Consider the following 23,207-nt stretch of genomic DNA (forward strand, 5'->3'; position numbering starts at 1 on the left):
TTTTACTAGATAGACGACATGTTTTATATTTAAATAAACTAAAAAAGGACTGATGAATCAAAATTTGATTCATCAGTCCTTTAAATTATAGAGCCTTTTTTTTGTTTAATCCAAATGGAATTTTACTTTCTGTACCGTTTTTAATACGTTTAATATTATCTCTGTGACGATAAATAATAAAGGTTGAAATACCAGTAGCAAGAAGAGTAAGTAACCAATCTTGATGTGGTAAAATTGCCGGCCAAATAATCGGTAGTAAGACAGTTGATAAAGTAATTAAAATTGCGCTAATAATACTTGATAGACTAACCATACTTGTAATAAATAGAAAAATAACAAAAATACTTGCTGAATACACAAAAAATAATGGGTTATAGGCAAGTAACATGCCAGCGCTTGTCGCTACTGCTTTTCCACCTTTGAATTTACCAAATATTGGGAAAGTATGTCCTAGTATAGCAGCAACGCCAAACCATAGTGGGTTAATAGAAATATGAAACCAGATAGGTAAAGCTGTTGCTAATGTTCCTTTTAAAATATCTAAAAATAAAACAACAGTACCTGGTTTTTTTCCAAGAACTCGAAAGGTATTAGTTGTACCTGTGTTTCCACTTCCAAATTGTCTAATGTCTTTTTGATAAAATAATTTCCCAATCCAAACACCTGATTGAAGAGACCCTAATAAATATGCGATAAGAAAAAATATAACAATTTTCAATACAAAACCTCCTTAGGCTAAAAAATATTTTACCACGAATTGGAAGAAGGGACAATATCGAGTCATGATAAGTTGAGTAATAAGTCTTAAGTGTGATTTTTTAAAATACCATTGACGACATGATACTACGCGACGTCTAGTATAACTTGTAAGGAGGTATTATATGGATATACAATTAAGACGAGGGGTCCTCGATTATTGCGTACTTGCAGTTATAAAAGAAGAAGAGTCATACGGGTATATGATTATTAAACAAATGGAATCATTATTACCAATTTCAGAATCTACTTTATATCCAATTTTAAAGCGATTAGAGTCAAACAAATTAGTATCTTCTTATTCTGTTGAACATAATGGAAGACTTAGAAAATACTATCAAATTACACCAAATGGCATTGAAAATCTGAATGAGTTTGTTGTTTCATGGAAAGAAGTTGAAACAATTTTTAATTACATAAAAGGAGTGTCGGAAAATGACTAAGGAACATTTTTTACTATCGTTGGAGAAAGAATTAAAACAACAACAAATCGAAAATTTTACAACCTATATTAATTATTATGATGAGATAATTAATGATTATATGGAGGATGGATATACGGAGTTAGAAGCATTGAATAAACTAGATTCAATTGACCAAATTGTTCAAACGATTAAAGACGAAAACGGACTAACAGAAACATTAGCAGTAAAAAGAAATCCGATGTTGATTGTACTATTAATTGTTGGAGCACCACTTTGGGGCTCAATTTTAATTTCAATTATTTTGTTATTATTTTCAGGATTAATTATTCTGTGGTGTGGTCCATTTATTCTAGGAGCTTTAAGTTTCGGTGGTTTGCTAACAGGAATTGTCAGCTTAGCAGGTTTAGTATTTAATCAACAATTATTTTATATTGTTACTCAACTTGGCGTGGCTTTAATCGCAACAGCAGTCGGTATTTTACTCTTACTTGGCACTGTTTATTCAACTAAGTATGTAGGTGTCTTTTCTAAAAAAATAATAAACACATTACAAAAAGTCTTTTCATGGAAAGGTGGAATCTTCTAATGTTACAATCTAAAGAAGTTGTAAAAAAATTAATTGCAGTTAGTGTTATCATGTTAATACTAGGATTTGGCCTTACTTGTTTGGGCTACTCAATGAGTGGTTTCAATATGGAAAAATATCAAACAAATGATAAGAGGTGGTATCAAGTTATTTCTTTACCTAAATAAAAAAGTTTTTATTCTTGACAACTAATCTTTTTGATGATAAATTTATTAGAAATAAATTACAAAAAGATTAAAGCGATGATGAAAACGAGTAAATTAGTCCTTCTTTTAAGAGAGTCTTTGGTTGGTGTGAAAAGGCAAGAAGTTAATCGAAACATACTTTCTAGTTGTGTGCTTGAAAAATTAAGTAAGGCATGCCGGTCTTATCACCCGTTAAAGTGATCAGTTAAAAAAACTGACAGAGATATTTTGTTCTGATGAATGAAATAAATTGAGGTGGGACCACGAAACGTTTAGTTATCGTCCTCTTAGCATTTTATGCTAAGGGGACTTTTTTGTTTTTAAGGAGGAAAAATAAAATGGATTTAGTACTTAAAGTCTTACCTTCATTAATTGAAGGTAGTAAGATGACAATTTATATTTTTGTTTTAACATTAGTCTTTTCCTTACCTATTGGTATTATTTTAGGTTTTATTGGAACAGGTTCATCAAAAATTTTAAGAAAGGTAGTCGCAAGTTATATTTGGTTAATTAGAGGTACGCCATTATTGTTACAAATGATTTTTGTTTTCTTTGGTTTTCCACTTATGGGATTAACGATTCAAAATCGAGTAGTGGCAGTTTTGATTGCTTTTGTTATTAATTATTCTGCTTATTTTGCAGAAATCATCCGTGGTGGTATTCAATCTGTTCCTAAAGGTCAATACGAAGCAGGATTTGTTTTAGGACTCTCAAAGGGACAAACGATTCGAAAAGTAATCGTTCCTCAAGTGTTTAATATTACATTTCCATCTCTTGGTAATGAAATTATTACTTTAGTTAAGGATACCTCATTGATCTATGCCTTAGGTTTAAGTGAAGTTATGAAAGCAGGGCGAATTGCCATGCAAAGGGAAGCAAGTATTGTTCCTCTTTTAGTGGTAGCAGTTATTTACCTATTGTTAACAGGCATTGTTACTTTATTATTAAGAATGATTGAAAAAAGAAGAGGTATTCAAGCTTAGGAGGGAAAAACATGATAAAAATCAAAGGTTTATCTAAATCATTTGGAGATAAAAAAATTTTAGACAATGTGAATGTATCCATTGCTGAAAACTCAATTTTAACTTTAGTTGGTCCTTCTGGAGGAGGAAAAACAACTTTGTTGAGATGTCTAGCAGGTCTTGAAACAGCTGATTCTGGTGAAGTTTGGATGAATGATAGTGTGTTGAAGTTTTCAGAAATAGCAGGAGATATAGGTTTTGTATTTCAAGATTTTAATTTATTTCCACATTTTACAGTATTAGAAAATATTACTTTAGCCCCTAAAATGACAAAGAAAAAAGATAAAAAACAAATTGATGAAGAAGCTCTTAAGTTATTAGAGAAGTTTGGTTTGAAAGAACAAGTTAATCAATACCCATCACAACTTTCTGGAGGGCAAAAACAACGTGTTGCCATTGTCAGAGCTTTGATCATGTCACCAAAGCTTCTCTGCTACGATGAGCCAACAAGTGCTCTAGACCCACTTTTAGTAGATAGTATTGCAGAAACAATTATGGAGTTAAAAGAAGAGGGTATGACCCAAGTGGTTGTAACTCATGATTTATCATTTGCTAAAAAAATATCGGATACTTTAATTGAAGTTAATCCAGTATAAAATATAAAGGAGGAAATATAATGAAACGATTATTAAAAATTGGTGGTACAGTCTTAGGTCTCTCGCTTGTCTTAGTAGGTTGTGGGAATGCTGATGAAAAAACAAAGGCAAGTAAGTGGGATGATATTAAAGAAAAAAATGAGTTAGTGATTGGGATTGACGATACTTTTGTTCCAATGGGCTTTAGAGATGAGAAAGATAATATAGTAGGTTTTGATATTGATTTAGCTAAAGAAGTAACTAAGGAGCTTGGTATCAAAGCTAAATTCCAACCAATTGATTGGACTCTTAAAGAAACAGAACTTGATAACGGGACAATTGATGTCATTTGGAACGGTTATACAGTAACAGATGCTAGAAAAGAAAAAGTTGATTTTACAATGAACTATTTGTCTAATGAACAAGTTTTAGTTAGTTTAAGTGACTCAGGTATTAAAACTTTTAAAGATATGAAAGATAAAGTCATTGGTGCTCAAGAAGGTTCTAGTGGAGCAGACTCTTTTGAAGATAATCCTGAGTTGTTAAAAGATTTTGTTAAAGATCAAGAAGCAATATTATACCCAACTTTTACAGAAGCTTTTCTTGACTTAGAAGCTAAACGAATTGATGGCCTATTAATTGATAAAGTTTTTGCTGAATATTATATTTCGCAACAAAAAGATAGTAAGAAGTTTGCTGTTGCTCCAAGTGAATTTGAAAATGAAAATTTTGCTATTGGTGTTAAGAAAGGCGAAACAGAATTAGTTAAACAACTAAATGATGCTTTACAAAAAGCATACAAAGACGGAAGTTCTGTTAAGGTTAGTGAGAAATGGTTCGGAGAAAATAGAGTATTAACGGAATAAAAAGATGATAATTATTTGTAATTATCAATGAAATTTTGTGAAATTAAAATAAAAGTTTGAGAATGTAATCACTTACAACATTGATTATATGACAAAACGATTATTTGTATTAAAAAAAAATTAGAATAAATAACGAAAAACTAGGCTTAAATAAAATTAATGTAAATAATAGGTGTTATTTTTGTAAAATATTCGGATTTGTTAATTTCTCCGTAGAATTATTATATAACGAGTGATATACTTTAAAAAGTACGAAACGTACGAGATTTAGTATTCTAAGGAGGAAGTTTCATTGTTTAAAAAGGTATTTAAATATGCTGGAGTTTTAGCTTTAGCTGTAACATTAACTGCTTGTGGAAGTGGTAAAACTGAGGGAGATAAAAAAGCTGAGGATGGATTAAAAACTGTTGATAAATTATCAGTTGGTTTTGTACCATCACGTGATCCTGAAGAGATTGTTTCTGCTACAGATCCTTTAAAAGATTTAATGAAGGAAGAATTGAAAAAAGAAGGTTACGATGTTAAAAATATCGACATCACTGTTGGTACTAACTTTGAAGCTGTAGGTGAGTCATTATCTGCCGGTACTTTAGATGTTGGTTTCATCCCTGGTGGAACTTACGTATTATATGATGATGGAGCAGAAGTTATCTTAACTGCAACTCGTGCTGGTCTTTCAATCGATTCTGATGATGCAAAAGAATGGAACGACAACAAACCAACTGCGCCAACTGACAAACAAGCAAACTCTTACCGTGCATTAATGATTGCTGGTCCTTCAGCAAAAGGTCAAGAATTAGCTAAAAAAGTTAACGCTGGTGAAAAATTAACATGGGACGAAATTAATAGTGCATCATGGAGTGTTATGAGTTCTTCATCTCCTGCAGGATACATTTACCCAAGTCTATGGTTAAAAGAAAACTATGATAAAAACTTATCTGAATTAAAAAATATCGTTCAATCTGATTCTTACGGTAGTGCATTCGCTCGTTTAGCTGCTGGTCAAGTAGATGTTGTTTTAGCTTACGCTGATGCTCGTCGTGACTTTGAAGAAGCATGGACTAAAGAATATAACCGTGAAAAAGGTGTCTGGGATGAAACTAACGTAATTGGTGTTACTCCAGCTATCTACAATGATACAATTTCTGTAAGTAAAAGTTCTAAAGTTATGGATGATGACTTGAAAAAAGCTTTACAAAAAGCATTTATCAACATTGGTAACAGTGAAAAAGGTAAAGAAGTTATCGCAATCTATAGTCATGAAGGATACCAAGAAGCAACATCTGCTGACTACGATAACGAACGTAAAGCACAAAAATTAATCCAAGAAGCACAATAATAAACTATTTTTGCAATAGAGAAAATGAGCTGTGGCTATTCATTAAGAATAGCGACAGTTTATTTTTAAGAAAGGAATATTATGATTAAATTTGAGAATGTCCAAAAAACATACCCAAATGGTTATGTAGGATTAAAAGATGTTAACTTAGAAATTGAACAAGGTGAATTTGTTGCTATTATTGGTTTATCAGGTGCAGGAAAATCAACATTAATTCGTTGTATTAACAGAATGCATGATATCAGTGATGGAACTTTAACAGTTAACGGTACAGATGTGACTAGCATTAAAGGAAAAGAAGTTCGGGACTTTAGAAAAACAATTGGGATGATTTTCCAATCATTTAACTTAATAACAAGAGCCACTGTGCTTAAAAACGTATTAATTTCTTCTGTGCCAGAATTGTCTTGGTGGAGAAGAATTTTCGGCATTTTCCCAGAAGGAGCAAAAATTAATGCCTTAGAGAGTTTAGACAATGTTGGAATTCTTGATAAAGCTTATATTCGTGTGGATCAATTATCAGGTGGACAACAACAACGTGTTGCTTTAGCAAGAACATTAGCAAGAAATCCAGAAGTTATTTTAGCAGATGAGCCAGTTGCTGCTCTTGATCCTGTCACAGCAAAAGTAGTTATGGACGACTTTAAACGTATCAACAAAGATTTAAATATTTCCGTTTTGATTAACATTCACCACGTGGATTTAGCATTAGAGTATGCAGATCGTGTAATTGGCGTTAGAAAAGGTGAAGTGGTCTATGATGGTCCATCTGAAAATGTTACTCAAGACGTATTAGATGAAATATATTTGACTGACAAAGAGGAAGGTAAATAATCATGAACTCACTATGGAAAGGAAAAGAGATTAAGTTATCTAATGGTAAAACGGTTTATCAAAAACCTTCAGTTGTACCTTTAGTTATTTTGATTCTTGTCGTATTTACTGTGATTTCAATGAAAGTAACTAAATTTGACGGGACTGCTCTAGTCACTCGTGGAGATCAATTCTTCGTTATTTTAAAAGGGATGTTCCCACCGAATTTAGACTTTTTAAACCGTGTTTGGGGTCCGTTATTTGATACGATTAAAATGTCTTTACTTGGTTCATTAGTTGGGGCAATTGTTTCTGTACCACTTGCCTTGTTAGCTTCTGCTAATATTGTTTCAAGTAAAATCGTTACCGGTTTTTTTAAGTTATTATTTAGTATTTTAAGAACATTACCTACTATTGTAACAGCATTAATTGCAACATTTGTGTTCGGTTTAGGGACGATGGCAGGGACATTAGCTATCTTTATCTTTACTGTTGCTTATGTAGGAAAACTTACTTATGAACAAATTGAATCACTAGATATGTCAACATTTGAAGCTTTAGAGTCTATGGGATTAACTAGATTCCAAGCATTCCGCTATGCAGTTGTTCCAGAAATTTTACCTACCTTCCTTTCAACGACTCTTTTTAACTTTGAAGGTAACTTAAGATATGCTTCAATTTTAGGATATGTTGGAGCTGGTGGTTTAGGTATTATCTTAAACGAACAATTAGGTTGGCGTGAATATGGAAATGTTGGAACAATCTTAGTAGTCTTAATTGTTTCAGTTGCGATTATCGAATCAATTAGTGAATTTGCACGTAAGAAGTTACAATAGGTAAAGGAGAAAAAAATGAATCAAAAAATAGAAGCAACTTTAAAACAAGAACCTTCTAAGAAAGTTCAATATTTGATTCTAACGACAATCATTGTGGTAGCTTTTGTTTGGTCTTTATCGGCAATTGAGTTTAACGCCGTTGATGATGGTGGTTGGAAAATAGCAAGTAAAATTATTCAGGGGATTTTAACACCTGATATGGAATTATTATGGAACTTTACGAACCAAGGTGTGTTCTATTTATTATTTGAAACAATTTGTATTGCGTTTATTGGAACTATTTTTGGAGCAATTTTATCTATTCCAGTTGCCTTTTTAATGGCACCAAGTATTGTTCCAAAACCTGTTTATTTAACAACACGTTTTTTAGTTATTGTTATTAGAACAGTGCCTGCTCTTGTTTATGGATTAATGTTTGTTCGTGTAACAGGCCCTGGTCCTTTTGCTGGAGCGATGACAATGTCACTGACATCAATTGGAATGGTGTCAAAACTTTATGTTGATGTTATCGAAGACATTGACCGTGGTGTTTTAGAAGCAATGGATTCAATGGGATGTACAACTTTTGAAAAAATTCGTTTTGGTATTATCCCTCAATTAATTGCTAATTTCTCTTCCATTACGATTTATCGTTTTGATATGAACTTAAGAGATGCAACTATTTTAGGTTTAGTAGGTGCAGGTGGTATTGGTTCTCCACTTATCTTTGCGATGAACTCATATCGTTGGAACCAAGTTGGATCAATTTTAATCGGTTTAATTGTATTAATTTTAATCGTTGAATTTGTTTCAAATAAATTAAGAAATAAACTAGTTAATGGATAGGTGTGTTAAAAAATGAAGTTAACGATTTTATCTACAAGTGATACACATGGTTATTTATATGCAACAGATTTTCGTGAAACCAATCAATCTCTTGGTTTTGGTTTAACTAAAGTCGTTACTAAGATGAAAGAAATTGAAAAGAAAGCTGAAATTCCTGTCATAAAAATAGACAATGGTGATTTTTTACAAGGTTCTCCTTTTAGCTACTATTTAGCTAAAAATAAAGAACAAGGATCTATGGCTGATGTAATGAATGCTGTTGGTTATGATTGTGGTGTTTTAGGAAACCACGAATTTAACTATGGTTTAGACTATTTAGAAGAAACAATTGCTAAATTAGATTATCCAATAGTATGTGCTAATATTTTAAAAAAATCTGGTGAATTTTTAACTGGCCATCCTTACGTTATTCTTGAAAGAAATGGTGTTAAAATTGCTGTTCTTGGTCTAACAACACAATATATTCCTCATTGGGAGCAACCTGCAACTGTTGAAAATTTGGTCTTTAAATCAGCTGTTGAAACTGCTAAAGAATTTGTTCCTAAATTAAGAGAGTTAGCAGATATAGTTGTTGTTAGTTATCATGGTGGGTTTGAAAAAGATATAGTTACTGGAGAAGCTACTGAAGTCTTAACTGGTGAAAACGAAGGATATGATTTACTACATGAAGTCTCTGGAATTGATGTACTGTTAACTGGTCATCAACATCGAGTGATTTCTACTGTTGAGAATAATATTCCTGTTACTCAACCAGGAGACAAAGGTCGTTACTTAGCCAAAGTAGATGTTGTTTTGAATGAAGAAAAGCAAATTGAATCAACATCAGCAGAACTTTTAACAATTGATTCTTATGAAGAAGATAAAGAGTTAGTCGAAAGATTTAATCCACTGTTAAATAATGTTCAAGTCTGGCTTGATAAACAGTTAGGTAAAGTAAATGGTGATATGAAAATTACGGACCCTATGGTAGTTAGACAAAAGAGTCATCCTTATATTGAATTTATTCAAGATGTTCAAAGAGATGCAACAGGTGTAGCTATTTCTGGCACAGCTCTTTTTGATAATAATGGTAAAGGGTTTGGTGAAACAATTAGTATGCGTGATATCGTAACTAACTATATCTATCCAAATACCTTGGCTGTTTTAAAAGTAACAGGTTCAGAATTAAAATCTGCCCTTGAAAGAAGTGCTAGCTATTTTGATTTAAATGATTCTGCGGAAATTGTTGTTAGTAAAGAATTCTTAGAACCTAAAGTTGAACATTATAATTATGATATATATAGTGGCATTGATTACACAATTGATATCTCTAAGCCAAAAGGGGAGCGGATTGTTGAACTTCTTTTTGAAGGGAAAGAGATTGAAGCAAATCAGTCACTTGAAGTTGTTATGAATCAATACCGTGCTGTTGGTGGTGGAGATTATGCGATGTTTGGCGCAGAAAAAATAATTAAAGAAGTGACAGTTGACATGACTGAATTAATTTCAGGCTATTTAGAAAAAAATCCAGTTATTGAACCTATTCAACCAACAAACTTTAAATTAATTTATTAAAAAAACCACAAGTTATCGAAATTAATCGATAGCTTGTGGTTTTAATTTTATAAAGAAAATACTAAAAGCTGTTAACAGGCCTAAAACTAGGAAATAAATAAAGGCAGTTAAAAAGGTACCACTCATTTCAACTAAGAAACCAATCACAATTTGCGCAAAAGCCCCACCAATAATACCTCCTGTAGCAATTGTTGAATAACTAGGAGCAAATGTCTTACCATTAAATAGTTTCATAGGAATGGCCATTAATGTAACAAAAGCAAGAGTGAGGAATAATGTCGCAAGTCCAAGGACAACAATAAAACTATAAGGATTATGGACAAAATAGGCTAAGAAAACAAGAATAGCTCCAATAATTGATGTTCCAAAAATGACTTCACGGTCTTTGCCGAAAAAGAATCGACTGACTATATAACCACCACCAATAGCGCCAAGTAAAGCGAAGATGCCAACAGCAGAGCTAATCATCCCAGAGTGAGTTAAACTAACGCCGCGGTAAGAGGTTAAGAAAGTAGGGAGCCAATTATTTAATCCATATAATAAATTATTAATAAAAAAGGCTGCTGTAAACAAAATCCAAATAGTTGGATTTTTCCAAACAGAGAAAATAGATATTTTTTCTGTTTGATCTGTTTCACTCATCTCTTTATTTTTTCTAGGAATTGAAAAAGCAATAATAATGGCAATAATAAGTGACATCACAGTTAATAACACATAAGCATAACGCCAACCTTTAATTTCAATAATTGGAGATAAAAGAATCGGGCCAAACACACCAGCAACTCCTGAAGAAGAAATTAAAATACCTTTAGCGAATGTTCTTTTATTAAGAGGAAAATTATCGATCACCTCTTTACTAGAAGCAGAAGCGTATCCAGAATGGGCAAACATCCCTGTAAGTAGTCTTACAGCAAGAAGCATTTGCACACTTTGACTGAGTCCAAATAAAAAATCAAAAGTTCCGATTAAGCTGATGGAGCTTATTACAACAGCTCTGGCACCGAATTTATTAATGGCAAAGCTCATTGGTATTTGCATTAATGCATAGCCAATAAAAAAAGCACTTAAAATAAGTCCTTTTGTACTTTCTGACATGGGAATTGTTTTACTAATGGATACAATAGAAATACCAACTGATAGTTTATCGAAGTAAACCATTACATAGCCTAAAAAAAGAGAGCCTAATAAGATATTTAAGTTAGTTGGTGTTGATTTTTTAGTCACAGATAATCATCCCTTCTTATGACATATGATTTAAAGTCTATAACTAAATATACACTATAAATATAGGTAGTGAAAAGCTTTTTTTATGTAAATGGAGCTATTTTTAAACAGTTATTTTTTATGACCTTAGTAAAAGATAAGACTAAAATCCTTTGTGAAAAAAATAATGGAAACATATAATAAAAAAAGTTAATAGATATGTTGGGAGCGAAGGTATGAAAAAGTTAGGTTTATTATCATTATTACAGGAGATTCTGATATAATAAAAAACTAGAATGAAAAGGCTCTTTAAAGAAAATTTTAAAAGAGCCTTTTCTTATTTTTAAAGGAAGTTTTGCAAGTTTTGTGTTTTTAGTATAAAATAGAGATAGATAGATGAGAGCAATCAACTTGTTAGCAAGTTGTTTTTTTTTGTTCTCTTAAAAAAATATACTTTAACTTAAAAATTTTTTGAAGTACTATTATATAGTCGGAAACATGCGTTTTACATAGAAGAGAAGCAAAGGAGTTTTTATATGTCGAAAAAAATTGAAAGACAATATGATGATGCGTCTATTCAGGTTTTAGAAGGTTTAGAAGCTGTAAGGAAAAGACCTGGGATGTATATCGGATCAACAGATTCAAAAGGTCTACATCATTTAGTATTTGAGATATTTGATAATGCTGTTGATGAGGCATTGTCTGGATATGGTGATGAGATAGATGTAACTATTCATCAGGACAACAGTATTAGTGTTCGCGACTATGGTCGAGGAATGCCAACAGGGATTCATGCTTCTGGGAAGCCAACAATTGAAGTTATATTCACTGTGTTACATGCTGGTGGTAAGTTTGGCCAAGGTGGCTATAAGACGTCAGGTGGATTACATGGTGTTGGCGCCAGTGTTGTTAACGCCTTATCAAGCTCTTTAAAAGTTGAAACTGTTAAAGACGGTGAGGAAGTGCATTTAAATTTTAAAGGCGGCGGACATACAGACGGTAAACTAAAACGAATCAAATCATCTAAGAAGAAAAATGGTTCTTTAATTACATTTAAACCAGATGAAACAATTTTTTCAACCACTGTTTTTTCTTATGATATTTTAGCTGAGAGACTCCGAGAATCAGCTTTTCTTTTAAAAGGAATTAAAATAACTTTAAAAGACGAGCGAGATGGACAAGAGGATGTTTTCTACTACGAAGAAGGTATTAAAGAATTTATTACTTACTTAAATGAAGATAAAGATACTTTGACACCAGTCATTTATTTCTCAGGTGAAAAAGAAGGAATTGAAGCTGAATTTGCTTGTCAGTATAATGATGGCTATTCAGAAAATACATTATCTTTTGTTAATAATGTACGGACAAGAGATGGTGGAACTCACGAAGTTGGTATGAGGACAGCCTTAACAAAATCTTTTAATGAATATGCAAGAAAAGCAGGGCTTTTAAAAGATAAAGATAAAAATTTAGAAGGTAGCGATTTTAGAGAAGGTTTATCAGCTATTATTTCTGTAAGAATTCCTGAGAATTTATTACAATTTGAAGGACAAACAAAAGGGAAATTGGGGACGCCGATTGCTAGAAGTGTAGTTGAGAATGTGATTAGCGATCAGTTAGTTTTCTTTTTACAAGAAAATAGTGAAATGTCTCAAATGCTTATTAGAAAAGCGATAAAAGCAAGAGAAGCAAGAGAAGCAGCTAGAAAAGCACGTGAAGACAGCCGTAATGGTAAAAAACGTCGTAAAGGTGAATCTTTATTATCAGGTAAACTAACTCCAGCTCAGTCTCGTAACCCTAAAAAGAATGAACTATATCTAGTGGAAGGAGATTCTGCCGGAGGTTCTGCTAAACAAGGACGAGATCGAAAATTTCAAGCGATTTTACCACTTCGAGGGAAAGTAATTAATACTGAGAAAGCTAAATTACAAGATATTCTAAAAAATGAAGAAATCAATACAATGATTTATACAATCGGCGCTGGTGTTGGTGCCGACTTTGATATTGAGGATTGTAATTACGATAAAGTGATTATCATGACCGATGCGGATACAGATGGAGCTCATATTCAAGTACTTCTTCTAACGTTTTTCTATCGTTATATGAAGCCTTTAGTTGAAGCTGGAAAAGTTTATATAGCTTTACCTCCTTTATATAAACTTCAAAAAGGAACTGGTAAAAAGGCTACAATTAAGTATGCTTGGACAGATGAGGAGTTAAAAGAAGTTACAAAATCAATGGGCAAAGGTTATATGTTACAACGTTATAAAGGATTAGGTGAAATGAATGCTGACCAATTATGGGAAACAACTATGGATCCTGAAACAAGAACTTTAATCCAAGTAATGATTGAAGACGGGGCAAAAGCTGAACGCCGTGTGACAACTTTAATGGGCGACAAGGTAGAACCAAGAAGACGTTGGATAGAAAAAAATGTTCAGTTCTCTTTAGATGAAGATAGTAGTATCTTAGAAAGTACAGAACCAAAAGCCACTTTAAAAGAAGTGAAACCAGAAGGAGAAAACTTTCAAGAACTTAGTCTATTTGATTAATAGCAATGAAGGAGAGAAAAAAGAATGAGTGAACGACAAGGAGTTCAACAACTAACCCTTGAAGAAATCATGGGTGATCGTTTTGGGCGTTATTCAAAATATATAATTCAAGATCGTGCGTTACCAGACATTCGTGATGGTCTTAAACCTGTACAACGTCGTATTTTATTCTCAATGAATAAAGATGGCAATACATTTGAAAAAGCATTTAGAAAATCAGCTAAATCTGTTGGTAATATCATGGGTAATTATCATCCCCATGGTGACAGCAGTATTTATGAAGCAATGGTTCGTATGAGTCAGGACTGGAAATTAAGAAACCCGTTAATCGAGATGCATGGAAACAATGGTAGTATGGACGGGGATCCACCAGCTGCTATGCGTTATACGGAAGCTCGTCTTTCGGAATTAAGTGGCGAATTATTAACTGATATTGAAAAAGAAACAGTTAATTTTGTTTGGAACTTTGATGACACTGAGAAAGAACCAACTGTTTTACCAGCAAAATATCCTAACCTTTTAGTGAATGGTTCAACAGGAATTTCTGCAGGTTATGCAACAGAAATTCCAACTCATAACCTAGCGGAAATTATTGATGGAACAGTTTATTTAATTGATCATCCTAATGCCAGTTTAGATAAATTAATGGAATTTATTCCTGGACCTGATTTTCCAACTGGTGGTATTTTACAAGGGAAAAAAGAGCTGAAAAAAGCTTATGAAACAGGTAAGGGAAAAGTGATTTTAAGATCTAAAACAGCTATTGAGCCTTTAAAAGCTGGTAGAGAACAAATTGTTATTACTGAAATTCCTTACGAAGTTAATAAAGCTGTTTTAGTTAAAAAAATGGATGAGTTAAGATTAAACCGTCGTTTAGAAGGAATCTCTGAAGTTAGGGATGAAAGTGATAGAACTGGTTTAAGAATTGTTGTTGAACTGAAAAAAGAAGTAGATGCTGAAGGTATTTTAAATTACTTGTTTAAAAATACGGATCTTCAAATTAACTATAACTTTAACATGGTAGCTATTCATAAGTTACGTCCAGAACAAGTTGGCTTAAAAACAGTTTTAGATGCCTACATTGATCATAGAAAAGACGTTATTAGAAAACGAAGTGAATTTGATTTAAAAAAAGCTAAAAATAGACAGCATATTGTTAGTGGTTTAATTAAAGCTTTATCAATTTTAGATCAAGTCATTGCAACTATTAGAGGCAGTAAGGATAAAAAAGATGCAAAAATGAATTTAGTAAAAGAGTATGACTTTACTGAAGAACAAGCAGAAGCTATTGTATCTTTACAACTTTACCGATTAACAAACACTGATATTACTGCTCTTGAAAAAGAGAGTAAAGAATTATCAGAATTAATTGCTAAATTACAATTAATTTTAAATAATGAAAAAGAATTACTAAATGTCATGAAAACAGAGTTAAGAGAAGTTAAGAAACAATATAAAACACCTCGATTAACTAAACTTGAAGATGAAATTGCTGAAATTACCATTGAAACAGCTGTCTTAATTCCTCAAGAAGATGTTATGGTAAGTATTACTAAAGAAGGTTATGCAAAACGCAGTAGCTTAAGGTCCTATTCAGCTTCTAAAGAAGATACGATTGAGATGAAAGAAACTGACCGCCTAATTTTTAGCTCTCAATTAAATACTCATGATCATTTATTGATTGTCACGAATAAAGGGAATATGATTTATCGCCCAGTTCATGAATTAATTGATAAGAGATGGAAAGATGTAGGAGAACATTTCTCTTTATCTATTACATCATTAGGTATGGGAGAGAATATTGTAGCAGTCTTTCCATACTCAGAAATTAGTCAAACTAAACAGTTTGTTTTTGTGACAAAAGAGGGAATGATCAAACGAACTCAAATGAAGGAGTTTGATGTTTGGCGTACTTATAAGAGTCGACCTACATTATGTATTAAACTTAAGACAGATACAGACGAAATCATTGCAGCAGATTTAATCGAAGAAAATAGTCATAAGGATGTACTACTTGTTACGAATATGGCATTTGGACTTTATTATGATTTAGATGAGGTACCAGTTGTTGGTGCTAGAGCTGCTGGTGTAAAATCTATTAATTTAAAAGCAGATGACTTTGTAGTAGATGGTCTGATATTAGACCGCGGAGAAGATGTGACAATTACAATTGTGACTCAACGTGGTTCAATTAAACGTATGAAAGTTTCAGAATTAAGTAAGCTTGGACGAGCGAAACGTGGGTTAATGGTTTTAAGAGAATTAAAATCAAATCCTCACCGAGTATTTTCAGTTGTGAAAAATCAAGATAATAAAATGATTCACATAGTTGCTGAGAATAATAAAGTTTACCAAGTGAATTACAAAGATTTACCTATAAACGATAGACAATCTAATGGCTCATTTATTATAGATGAGAAACAAGATGGTTCTGTTAAAGAGGTATTTACAGAGATTATTGAATAAGATTAAAAGAGATGTTCTTTAAGAACATCTCTTTTCTGTTATATATCAAAGCTAAAAAAAACAATCTGTTATAGTACAGAAAAAAGTAAGAATATAACAGTGATTAAAATTAATTTCACATATATAAACGTTGATATAAATAGGTTTTATGTTAGTTTATTAAATAAATATAAAAGATAAATATTTTTTTCACTATAACACTTGCAAGTTGTTGTGTATGTGTTATACTGAGCATGTAAAAGAGTTCAATTAAAACTTAAAAACAACCAACAACAAGGAGGCTTCTCAATTATGGGACATTGGGATGGATTTAAAGGCGACAAATGGCGTACAAGCGTAGACGTGAGAGATTTTATTCAAAAAAACTACACTGAGTATAAAGGTGATGACAGTTTCTTAGAGCCTGCTGCTGCAAGCACTGAAAAATTATGGTCAAGATTACAAGAATTATTTGAAGTACAACACGAAAAAAATGGTGTGTACGACATGGATAATAATATTCCAGCAACAATTACTTCTCATGAGCCAGGATACTTAATGAAAGAAGAAGAAAAAATTGTTGGATTACAAACTGACGTACCATTGAAACAAGCATTTATGCCATTTGGTGGTATTAACATGGCTAATCATTCATTAGTAGCTAATGGTTATGAAACTGATGATGAAATGACAAAAATCTTCACTGACTGGAGAAAAACTCATAACCAAGGTGTATTTGATGCTTACACTCCAGAAATGAGAGCAGCTCGTAAGAACAAAATTATTACAGGTCTTCCAGATGCTTATGGACGTGGACGTATTATCGGTGACTACCGTCGTTTAGCATTATACGGAATTGACTTCTTGGTAGAACAAAAGAAAAAAGATTTATCATTAATTGGTAACAAAGTAATGACTGATGACGTGATTCGTTTAAGAGAAGAAGTTTCTGAACAAATCAGAGCGTTAATCGATATTAAAGAGATGGCAACTTATTACGGATTTGATATTTCAGCTCCAGCCAAAAATGCTCAAGAAGCTATTCAATGGACATACTTTGGTTACTTAGCAGCAATTAAATCTCAAAATGGTGCGGCAATGTCAATTGGTCGTGTATCAGCATTCTTAGATATTTATATCGAACGTGACCTACAAAACGGTGTTATTACAGAATTAGAAGCTCAAGAAATGATTGACCATTTAATTATGAAATTACGTATGGTTAAATTTGCTCGTACACCTGAATATAACCAATTATTCTCAGGTTATCCAATTTGGGCAACATTATCTATTGCAGGTATGGGACTTGATGGACGTTCATTAGTAACTAAGAGTGACTTTCGTATTCTTCATACATTAACAAACATGGGACCTTCTCCAGAGCCTAACTTAACAGTTCTTTACTCTTCACATTTACCAGAAGGATTTAGAACTTACTCAGCTAAAATCGCTAAAGAAAGTTCATCAATTCAATTTGAAAATGATGATTTATTACGTGCTAACTGGGGATCAGATGATTGTGCCATTGCTTGTTGTGTGTCTGCAACAGTTATGGGTAAAGATATGCAATTCTTCGGAGCTCGTGCTAACTTAGCTAAAGCAGTACTTTATGCTATTAACGGTGGAGTTGACGAAAAAACTAAAGCTCAAGTAGCTCCAAAATATCGTCCAATGACAGGTGATACGTTAGATTACAACGAATTCATGGAACGCTACAAAGACATTATGGATTGGTTAGCAGAATTATATGTAAATACATTAAATGTTATCCACTTCATGCATGATAAATATGCTTATGAAGCTCCACAATTAGCATTCATGGAATCTGATCTTAAACGTACATTTGCTACAGGTATTGCAGGTATCTCACATGCAACTGATAGTATCATGGCAATTAAACATGGTAACGTAAAAGTAATTCGTGACGAAGACGGTATGGCAATTGATTATGTACCACAAAACGAATTCCCAACTTACGGAAATGACAACGAAGAAGCAGATGCAATGGCTAACTGGATTGTTGAATACTTTATGGATCAAATCAAACGTCAACATACTTACCGTAACTCAACACCAACACTTTCATTATTGACAATTACGTCAAATGTAGTATATGGTAAAGCTACAGGTAATACACCAGATGGACGTCGTGCAGGTAAACCTTTAGCACCTGGTGCTAACCCAAGTTACCAAGATGGAAAATTCTTAGGTGAGAAAAATGGTTTATTAGCTTCATTAAATTCAACAGCTAAATTAGATTACACAAACGCATTAGACGGTATCTCAAATACACAAACTATTAATCCAAATGGTTTAGGTAAAGATGATACAACTCGTATTGATAATTTAAGAAACGTTATGGATGGTTACTTTGATAATGGCGGATATCACTTAAACGTGAACGTCTTTACAACTGATCTTTTACTAGATGCTCAAGCGCATCCTGAAAAATATCCTAACCTTACAATCCGTGTTTCTGGATACGCTGTTAAATTCCGTGACTTAACTGCGGAACAACAAGCAGACGTAATTGCTAGAACTTCACATAGCAAAATGTAAAAAAATAATAACTAAAGAGATGACTGGTGGCTTTTCAGTCATCTCTTTTTTAATAAGGAATGGTAGATGATGGCAGAAAAAGTGATGGGAAGAATTCATTCAACTGAAAATTTTGGTACTGTAGATGGACCAGGTGTTAGATTTATTGTATTTATGCAAGGATGTCGTATGAGATGCGAATTCTGTCATAACCCAGACACTTGGAAGATTAATGGTGGACGTGAAGTTTCAACAGATGAAATTTTAGAAGAAGCCTTACGCTATCAAAAATACTGGGGAGACAAAGGTGGTATCACAATCAGTGGTGGAGAGCCTTTACTTCAACCTGAATTTATTACAGACTTATTTAAAAAAGCCAAGGCTAAAGGAATTCACACGACTATTGATACTTGTGGTAGACCATTTACTTATGATGAGCCTTTCTTTAGTCAGTTTAATGAATTAATGAAATACACAGATTTATTATTATTTGATATTAAACATATAGATAATGAAGCACATAAAAAGCTGACAAAAAATCCAAATGATAACATTTTAGAAATGGCTAAACACTTATCTAGTATCGACAAACCTGTTTGGATTAGACATGTCTTAGTTCCTTTTAGAAGTGACTATGATGAGTATTTAATCCGTTTAGATGCGTTTATTAAAACACTTAACAACGTTGATAAGGTTGAAATTTTACCATATCATACAATGGGAAAATACAAATGGGAAGAGTTAGGGCTTAAATACCCTCTAGAAGGAATTGAACCACCTACTTCTGACCGTGTGAAAAATGCTCAAGACCTATTACATGTCCAAGATTATACTAAATATCAAACAAGATAGATTTTAGAAAGACTGGTTTCCCAGTCTTTTTTTATTGAAATTAAGTTTTTCTAAATATATCTATTATTAAGAGTTATTTGGTTAAAAGTTTTCTAAAATAAAGTAATAACTTACGTTACTTATTAATTCCAACAAAAAGGATGGGTTTAAATGAAAAAAATACTACTTTATAGTTTAAGTACGATATTACTTTTTTCTTTATCTGCTTGTAAAACAACTAATCTAAAGTCAGAAACTGCAAACAGTAGTTTTACTGATGTAGAAGATACTTCAGATGTAGAAAAAATATTAGCAGAAGCTAATAAACGGTTAGCCAAAGAAAAAGAAAAGCGACTAGAAGAAAAGAAAAATCGAGTTCAAAGTGGCGAGGAACAAGTTGAAATAACAGGAGAAATTATAGATTTATTTAATAAACCTGATAGCGGTCTTGAGTTTTATCAAGTGACAGTCAAAGTTGCTAATGTTAAAAACGATAGCAATGAGTTATATAAAGGGAGCACTGGTAAAGAATATATTTATTTTGTTGAGCCGAGTGAAAATAAAGACATAGATTTTAAAACTTTAAAATCAGGTACAAAAATTAAAATTAATGTTTTTCAAGATGCTTATGTAACAGAAGGTGATCCTAAACAGACTAGTGAGGAAGATGTAACGAGTATTCAAATAGTAGAATAATTGTATCTTAAGGAGAAAATTATGAAATTAGTAGTTAAGTGGTTGTTTGCTATTAGTGTTATCATGACAATCATAGGTTACTTTTTACAAACTATTTTGATACCTATTCAAGATTTTGATCAAATAACAAAAGAAGAGCTTAAAAGAATTCAGTTAGAAGTAGCTATTAATTATCCATTAGGGGCAACTCTGCTGTATCTGGGAATTTTTTTATTCTTAGTAACAGGGGGATATTTAGTTTTTACCTTTATTCAAAGTAAAAATGTAAAAATTTAATGAGCATCAGATTTAAAAACTTGAAGTCTTTTTCAAGTGTGCTAAAATCAAATGATATTAATAAAAAGTACTTACTAGGGTTCCGTAACGTTTTTTCGTTAGTCTGGTCCAAGAGTAAGCTCGTAGAAACTTACGAAACACGGAAGGACAAAAGCCTGGGAGATGATTTAGATTATCTTCTGGGCTTTTTCTTGTAAATTAAGGAGGAAATAGGTATGAATCGCAGTTGGCTATCGATTGTCATTGCAGCAATTTTTGAAGTGATGTGGGTGATTGGGCTGAAACACGCCTCAAATCCATTAGAATGGTTAGGTACACTTATCGCTATTTTTATTAGTTTCTATTTAATGATTAAAGTAGGAGAAAAAATTCCTGTTGGAACAGTTTACGCTGTTTTTGTTGGTCTTGGAACAACTGGAACTATTTTAGTAGATGCTTTTGTGTTTAACCAACCTATGAGTTTTATGACACTCTTTTTTGTCGGAATTTTATTGGTCGGTGTTATAGGACTCAAATTATCATCTGATGATAAAATCAAAGGAGGAGGTAAATAAAATGGCCTGGATGAGTTTATTTTTAGCAGGAATATTTAAAATGTTAGGTGTTAATAGTATTAACCAGTATGTAAACCAAAAAAGTACTAAAAATCTTATTAAGTTAATAGTTATATTTGCTTTAAGTTTTATTTTACTTTCTTATTCAATTGAAACTTTACCTATGAGTACAGCTTATGCTGTTTGGACAGGTATTGGTGCATCAGGTGGTGCTATATTAGGGATTATTTTATATAAAGAATCAAAGGATATTAAAAGAATTTTCTTTATTTCATTGATTCTAATTGCTGCAGTTGGATTAAAATTAATTTCTTAAAAAACTTTATTCTATGTTATAATATCAGAATAAGATATTGTTATTGGAGGAATTATTATTATGTCAAAAGTTTTAGTTTTTGGCCATCAAAATCCGGATACAGATGCAATTACATCTGCTATCTCTTTTGCTTACTTACAAAATCAATTAGGTGTTAATGCTGAGGCAGTCGCTTTAGGAAATGTAAATGAAGAAACTGCTTATGCGTTAAACTATTTCAATGTGGAAGCTCCGCGTGTGATTGAAACAGCAGGAAGTGAAACTACTCAAGTAATGTTAGTAGATCATAATGAAGCTCAACAAAGTGTTTCTGATATTAAAGAATTAGAAGTAGTAGCTGTTGTAGATCACCATAGAATTGCTAACTTTGAAACAGCCAATCCACTTTTCTACAGAGCTGAGCCTGTAGGTTGTACAAACACAATTATATTAAAAATGTACAAAGAACATGGAATTACAATTCCTAAAGAAATTGCTGGCTTAATGTTATCAGCGATTGTTTCTGACTCATTATTATTTAAATCACCAACTTGTACTGAGGAAGACGTTAAAGCAGCTAAAGAATTAGCGACAATTGCTGATGTTGACTTAGACACTTATGGTTTAGATATGTTAAAAGCTGGTACTAACTTAAGTGATAAAACAGCTTTACAATTAATTGATGGAGATGCGAAAACTTTCCCAATGGGAGATAAAAACTTACGTATCGGACAAGTGAATACAGTAGATGTACAAGATGTTTTAAGTCGCCAAGCTGAATTAGAAGAAGAAATGGCTAAACAAAATGAAGCTAATAGTTTTGATATGTTTGTTTTAGTTGTTACAAATATCTTAGATAGTGACTCTGTAGCACTTGTAGTTGGTGAACCTAAAGAAAAGCTTGAAGAAGCTTTTAACGTAACCTTAGAAAATAATGTTGCTTTCTTAGAAGGTGTTGTTTCACGTAAAAAACAAGTAGTTCCTCAATTAACGAAAGCATTTAGCTAATCAATTTAAGAGGTTGTGACTTAGGTATGTCACAACCTCTTTTTTAAAGGTGATAATACATGATTATTAAGATAAGTGGCAATGAAATTAAAGCTAAACAAATTGATTTGATTTCTGAATCTAGATTTTCAGAAATCTTACAATTTTTAGTAGATAAGAAGGGTCAAGCTACTTTAAGAGACTTAAAAAGAGCTTTTCCTAATGAAGATATTACAGACGAATATATTGATAGTTTAGTGTTAAACCATTTAATTACAAGACATCACGGTAGATACGCAGCTTTTGGTGAAGTGATAACGAAAGAGTATCAGCTAAACTTAAAAGAAAATTGTGAAACTTTTTTAGACTCTCACTTAGTGGAAATAAAAAAAGATTTTGAAGAGATAAAAACAGAAAAAGATTCTTTTAAAGTTATTCATTACTTAGGTAATTTTGAGGAAATAAATGACGTTGTTTATTATGAGGAAACAGAAAACTCTGTTCAGTGGCTAAGTCTACCAATAAAACTATCTAAAGTATTAGGTAAAAAAAGTGAGTTTATTTCTTTAGGCAGTTATTATCCACACTATAATCATCATATAACTGATTTTTTCAATTATTTGAAGAGAGAACAAGTGAATGTACCAATTGATTTTATTAATTTAAGAAATATTCTGGGAGATATAAATCCTAGTTACTTTATAAACTACTCTGAAAGAAAACTTCGCAGATTATCAAGAGGTAAACAAATTCCTGTAGAAAAAGCCGATATATTTATGGAAGCCTTACTATCAATGGGATATATTTCTGTTAATAATGAGTTTTACGAATTTAATATGTTAGATGTGAATTTAGCTGATGAGTGTGTAGAGTTGAATAACTTACTTGAGTCGCTAATGACGTATAATGAAGAATTGATTACAGAAAAGAAAGAAAGTCACTATTTAATTCGTGCTATTTTACTTAATTGGTTACTGGAAAATAATATTATATCTTTACCTAAGACTTTGCAAGCTTGGGGGTAAAAGCATTTTCTTTGTCAAGAGGT

General features: G+C 32.2%; 23 protein-coding genes, 1 riboswitch and 1 other annotated feature. Of the genes, 21 read left to right on the plus strand and 2 right to left on the minus strand.

Annotated elements, in window-relative coordinates:
* Positions 1-85 precede the first annotated feature (85 nt).
* On the minus strand, positions 86-718 hold the full coding sequence (gene plsY, locus DFR54_RS10180; RefSeq protein ID WP_114290134.1) for a glycerol-3-phosphate 1-O-acyltransferase PlsY: 633 nt from the start codon (positions 716-718) through the stop codon (positions 86-88).
* 163 nt (positions 719-881) lie between these two features.
* Between plsY and DFR54_RS10185 the strand changes: the two genes are divergently transcribed.
* The 11 genes from DFR54_RS10185 to DFR54_RS10230 all read left to right on the plus strand — a co-directional run bounded on the left by DFR54_RS10185 (position 882) and on the right by DFR54_RS10230 (position 9,782).
* The gene (locus DFR54_RS10185) at positions 882-1,199 is read left to right on the plus strand and encodes a PadR family transcriptional regulator (protein ID WP_086342739.1); all 318 of its coding nucleotides are present in this window, start codon (positions 882-884) and stop codon (positions 1,197-1,199) included.
* Complete coding sequence (locus DFR54_RS10190; protein ID WP_114290135.1) at positions 1,192-1,767, plus strand: DUF1700 domain-containing protein; 576 nt, start codon at positions 1,192-1,194, stop codon at positions 1,765-1,767. Before DFR54_RS10185 ends, DFR54_RS10190 begins: the two co-directional genes overlap by 8 nt.
* A complete protein-coding gene (locus DFR54_RS13240) occupies positions 1,767-1,934 on the plus strand; it encodes a hypothetical protein (protein WP_167799802.1) in 168 nt (55 codons plus the stop codon). The genes DFR54_RS10190 and DFR54_RS13240 overlap by 1 nt, the downstream gene beginning before the upstream one ends.
* Positions 1,935-2,000: 66 nt before the next feature.
* Positions 2,001-2,242 (plus strand) — a binding site (T-box leader).
* 48 nt (positions 2,243-2,290) lie between these two features.
* Positions 2,291-2,935 (plus strand): amino acid ABC transporter permease, encoded by a 645-nt coding sequence (locus DFR54_RS10195; RefSeq protein WP_114290136.1) that lies wholly within the window; start codon positions 2,291-2,293, stop codon positions 2,933-2,935.
* A gap of 11 nt (positions 2,936-2,946) precedes the next feature.
* Positions 2,947-3,570, plus strand: coding sequence for an amino acid ABC transporter ATP-binding protein (locus tag DFR54_RS10200; RefSeq protein ID WP_114290137.1), 624 nt, complete (start codon positions 2,947-2,949; stop codon positions 3,568-3,570).
* Between the two features lie 20 nt (positions 3,571-3,590).
* Positions 3,591-4,415 carry an amino acid ABC transporter substrate-binding protein gene (locus DFR54_RS10205; protein ID WP_114290138.1) on the plus strand — a complete coding sequence of 275 codons (825 nt, stop codon included), beginning with the start codon at positions 3,591-3,593 and terminating at the stop codon, positions 4,413-4,415.
* 292 nt (positions 4,416-4,707) lie between these two features.
* Positions 4,708-5,754: a phosphate/phosphite/phosphonate ABC transporter substrate-binding protein gene (locus DFR54_RS10210; RefSeq protein WP_114290139.1), complete on the plus strand. Its 1,047-nt coding sequence runs from the start codon at positions 4,708-4,710 to the stop codon at positions 5,752-5,754.
* 81 nt (positions 5,755-5,835) lie between these two features.
* Positions 5,836-6,588, plus strand: a complete 753-nt coding sequence (phnC, locus tag DFR54_RS10215) for a phosphonate ABC transporter ATP-binding protein (RefSeq protein ID WP_114290140.1) — start codon at positions 5,836-5,838, stop codon at positions 6,586-6,588.
* A 2-nt stretch (positions 6,589-6,590) separates the two neighbouring features.
* Positions 6,591-7,403 carry a phosphonate ABC transporter, permease protein PhnE gene (gene phnE / locus DFR54_RS10220; RefSeq protein ID WP_114290141.1) on the plus strand — a complete coding sequence of 271 codons (813 nt, stop codon included), beginning with the start codon at positions 6,591-6,593 and terminating at the stop codon, positions 7,401-7,403.
* A 15-nt stretch (positions 7,404-7,418) separates the two neighbouring features.
* Positions 7,419-8,228: a phosphonate ABC transporter, permease protein PhnE gene (phnE, locus tag DFR54_RS10225; protein WP_114290142.1), complete on the plus strand. Its 810-nt coding sequence runs from the start codon at positions 7,419-7,421 to the stop codon at positions 8,226-8,228.
* Positions 8,229-8,240: 12 nt separating this feature from the next.
* Entirely contained in the window at positions 8,241-9,782 is a 1,542-nt protein-coding gene (locus tag DFR54_RS10230) for a bifunctional metallophosphatase/5'-nucleotidase (protein WP_114290143.1), read from the plus strand.
* A gap of 21 nt (positions 9,783-9,803) precedes the next feature.
* Here DFR54_RS10230 and DFR54_RS10235 read toward each other — a convergent pair whose 3' ends face one another.
* Positions 9,804-11,006, minus strand: a complete 1,203-nt coding sequence (locus DFR54_RS10235) for an MFS transporter (RefSeq protein WP_227258511.1) — start codon at positions 11,004-11,006, stop codon at positions 9,804-9,806.
* A gap of 515 nt (positions 11,007-11,521) precedes the next feature.
* Between DFR54_RS10235 and parE the strand changes: the two genes are divergently transcribed.
* The 10 genes from parE (at position 11,522) to DFR54_RS10285 (ending at position 23,184) form a co-directional block, all read left to right on the plus strand.
* Positions 11,522-13,537 carry a DNA topoisomerase IV subunit B gene (gene parE, locus DFR54_RS10240; RefSeq protein ID WP_114290144.1) on the plus strand — a complete coding sequence of 672 codons (2,016 nt, stop codon included), beginning with the start codon at positions 11,522-11,524 and terminating at the stop codon, positions 13,535-13,537.
* 24 nt (positions 13,538-13,561) lie between these two features.
* Positions 13,562-16,003: a DNA topoisomerase IV subunit A gene (gene parC, locus DFR54_RS10245; protein ID WP_114290145.1), complete on the plus strand. Its 2,442-nt coding sequence runs from the start codon at positions 13,562-13,564 to the stop codon at positions 16,001-16,003.
* Positions 16,004-16,294: 291 nt separating this feature from the next.
* On the plus strand, positions 16,295-18,541 hold the full coding sequence (pflB, locus tag DFR54_RS10250) for a formate C-acetyltransferase (RefSeq protein ID WP_114290146.1): 2,247 nt from the start codon (positions 16,295-16,297) through the stop codon (positions 18,539-18,541).
* Between the two features lie 69 nt (positions 18,542-18,610).
* The gene (gene pflA / locus DFR54_RS10255) at positions 18,611-19,372 is read left to right on the plus strand and encodes a pyruvate formate-lyase-activating protein (protein ID WP_086343275.1); all 762 of its coding nucleotides are present in this window, start codon (positions 18,611-18,613) and stop codon (positions 19,370-19,372) included.
* Between the two features lie 150 nt (positions 19,373-19,522).
* Positions 19,523-20,047: a hypothetical protein gene (locus DFR54_RS10260; RefSeq protein ID WP_114290147.1), complete on the plus strand. Its 525-nt coding sequence runs from the start codon at positions 19,523-19,525 to the stop codon at positions 20,045-20,047.
* 21 nt (positions 20,048-20,068) lie between these two features.
* A complete protein-coding gene (locus DFR54_RS10265; protein ID WP_114290148.1) occupies positions 20,069-20,323 on the plus strand; it encodes a hypothetical protein in 255 nt (84 codons plus the stop codon).
* Positions 20,324-20,386: 63 nt separating this feature from the next.
* A riboswitch (guanidine-I (ykkC/yxkD leader) is annotated at positions 20,387-20,487 on the plus strand.
* 51 nt (positions 20,488-20,538) lie between these two features.
* Positions 20,539-20,877 (plus strand): DMT family transporter, encoded by a 339-nt coding sequence (locus DFR54_RS10270; RefSeq protein WP_114290149.1) that lies wholly within the window; start codon positions 20,539-20,541, stop codon positions 20,875-20,877.
* A 1-nt stretch (position 20,878) separates the two neighbouring features.
* Positions 20,879-21,193: a DMT family transporter gene (locus DFR54_RS10275; protein ID WP_114290150.1), complete on the plus strand. Its 315-nt coding sequence runs from the start codon at positions 20,879-20,881 to the stop codon at positions 21,191-21,193.
* 60 nt (positions 21,194-21,253) lie between these two features.
* On the plus strand, positions 21,254-22,180 hold the full coding sequence (locus DFR54_RS10280; protein WP_114290151.1) for a manganese-dependent inorganic pyrophosphatase: 927 nt from the start codon (positions 21,254-21,256) through the stop codon (positions 22,178-22,180).
* A 59-nt stretch (positions 22,181-22,239) separates the two neighbouring features.
* Positions 22,240-23,184: a DUF1803 domain-containing protein gene (locus DFR54_RS10285; RefSeq protein WP_114290152.1), complete on the plus strand. Its 945-nt coding sequence runs from the start codon at positions 22,240-22,242 to the stop codon at positions 23,182-23,184.
* Positions 23,185-23,207 lie beyond the last annotated feature (23 nt).

This window comes from Vagococcus fluvialis (genome assembly GCF_003337315.1).
In the GTDB taxonomy this organism is placed as follows: domain Bacteria; phylum Bacillota; class Bacilli; order Lactobacillales; family Vagococcaceae; genus Vagococcus; species Vagococcus fluvialis.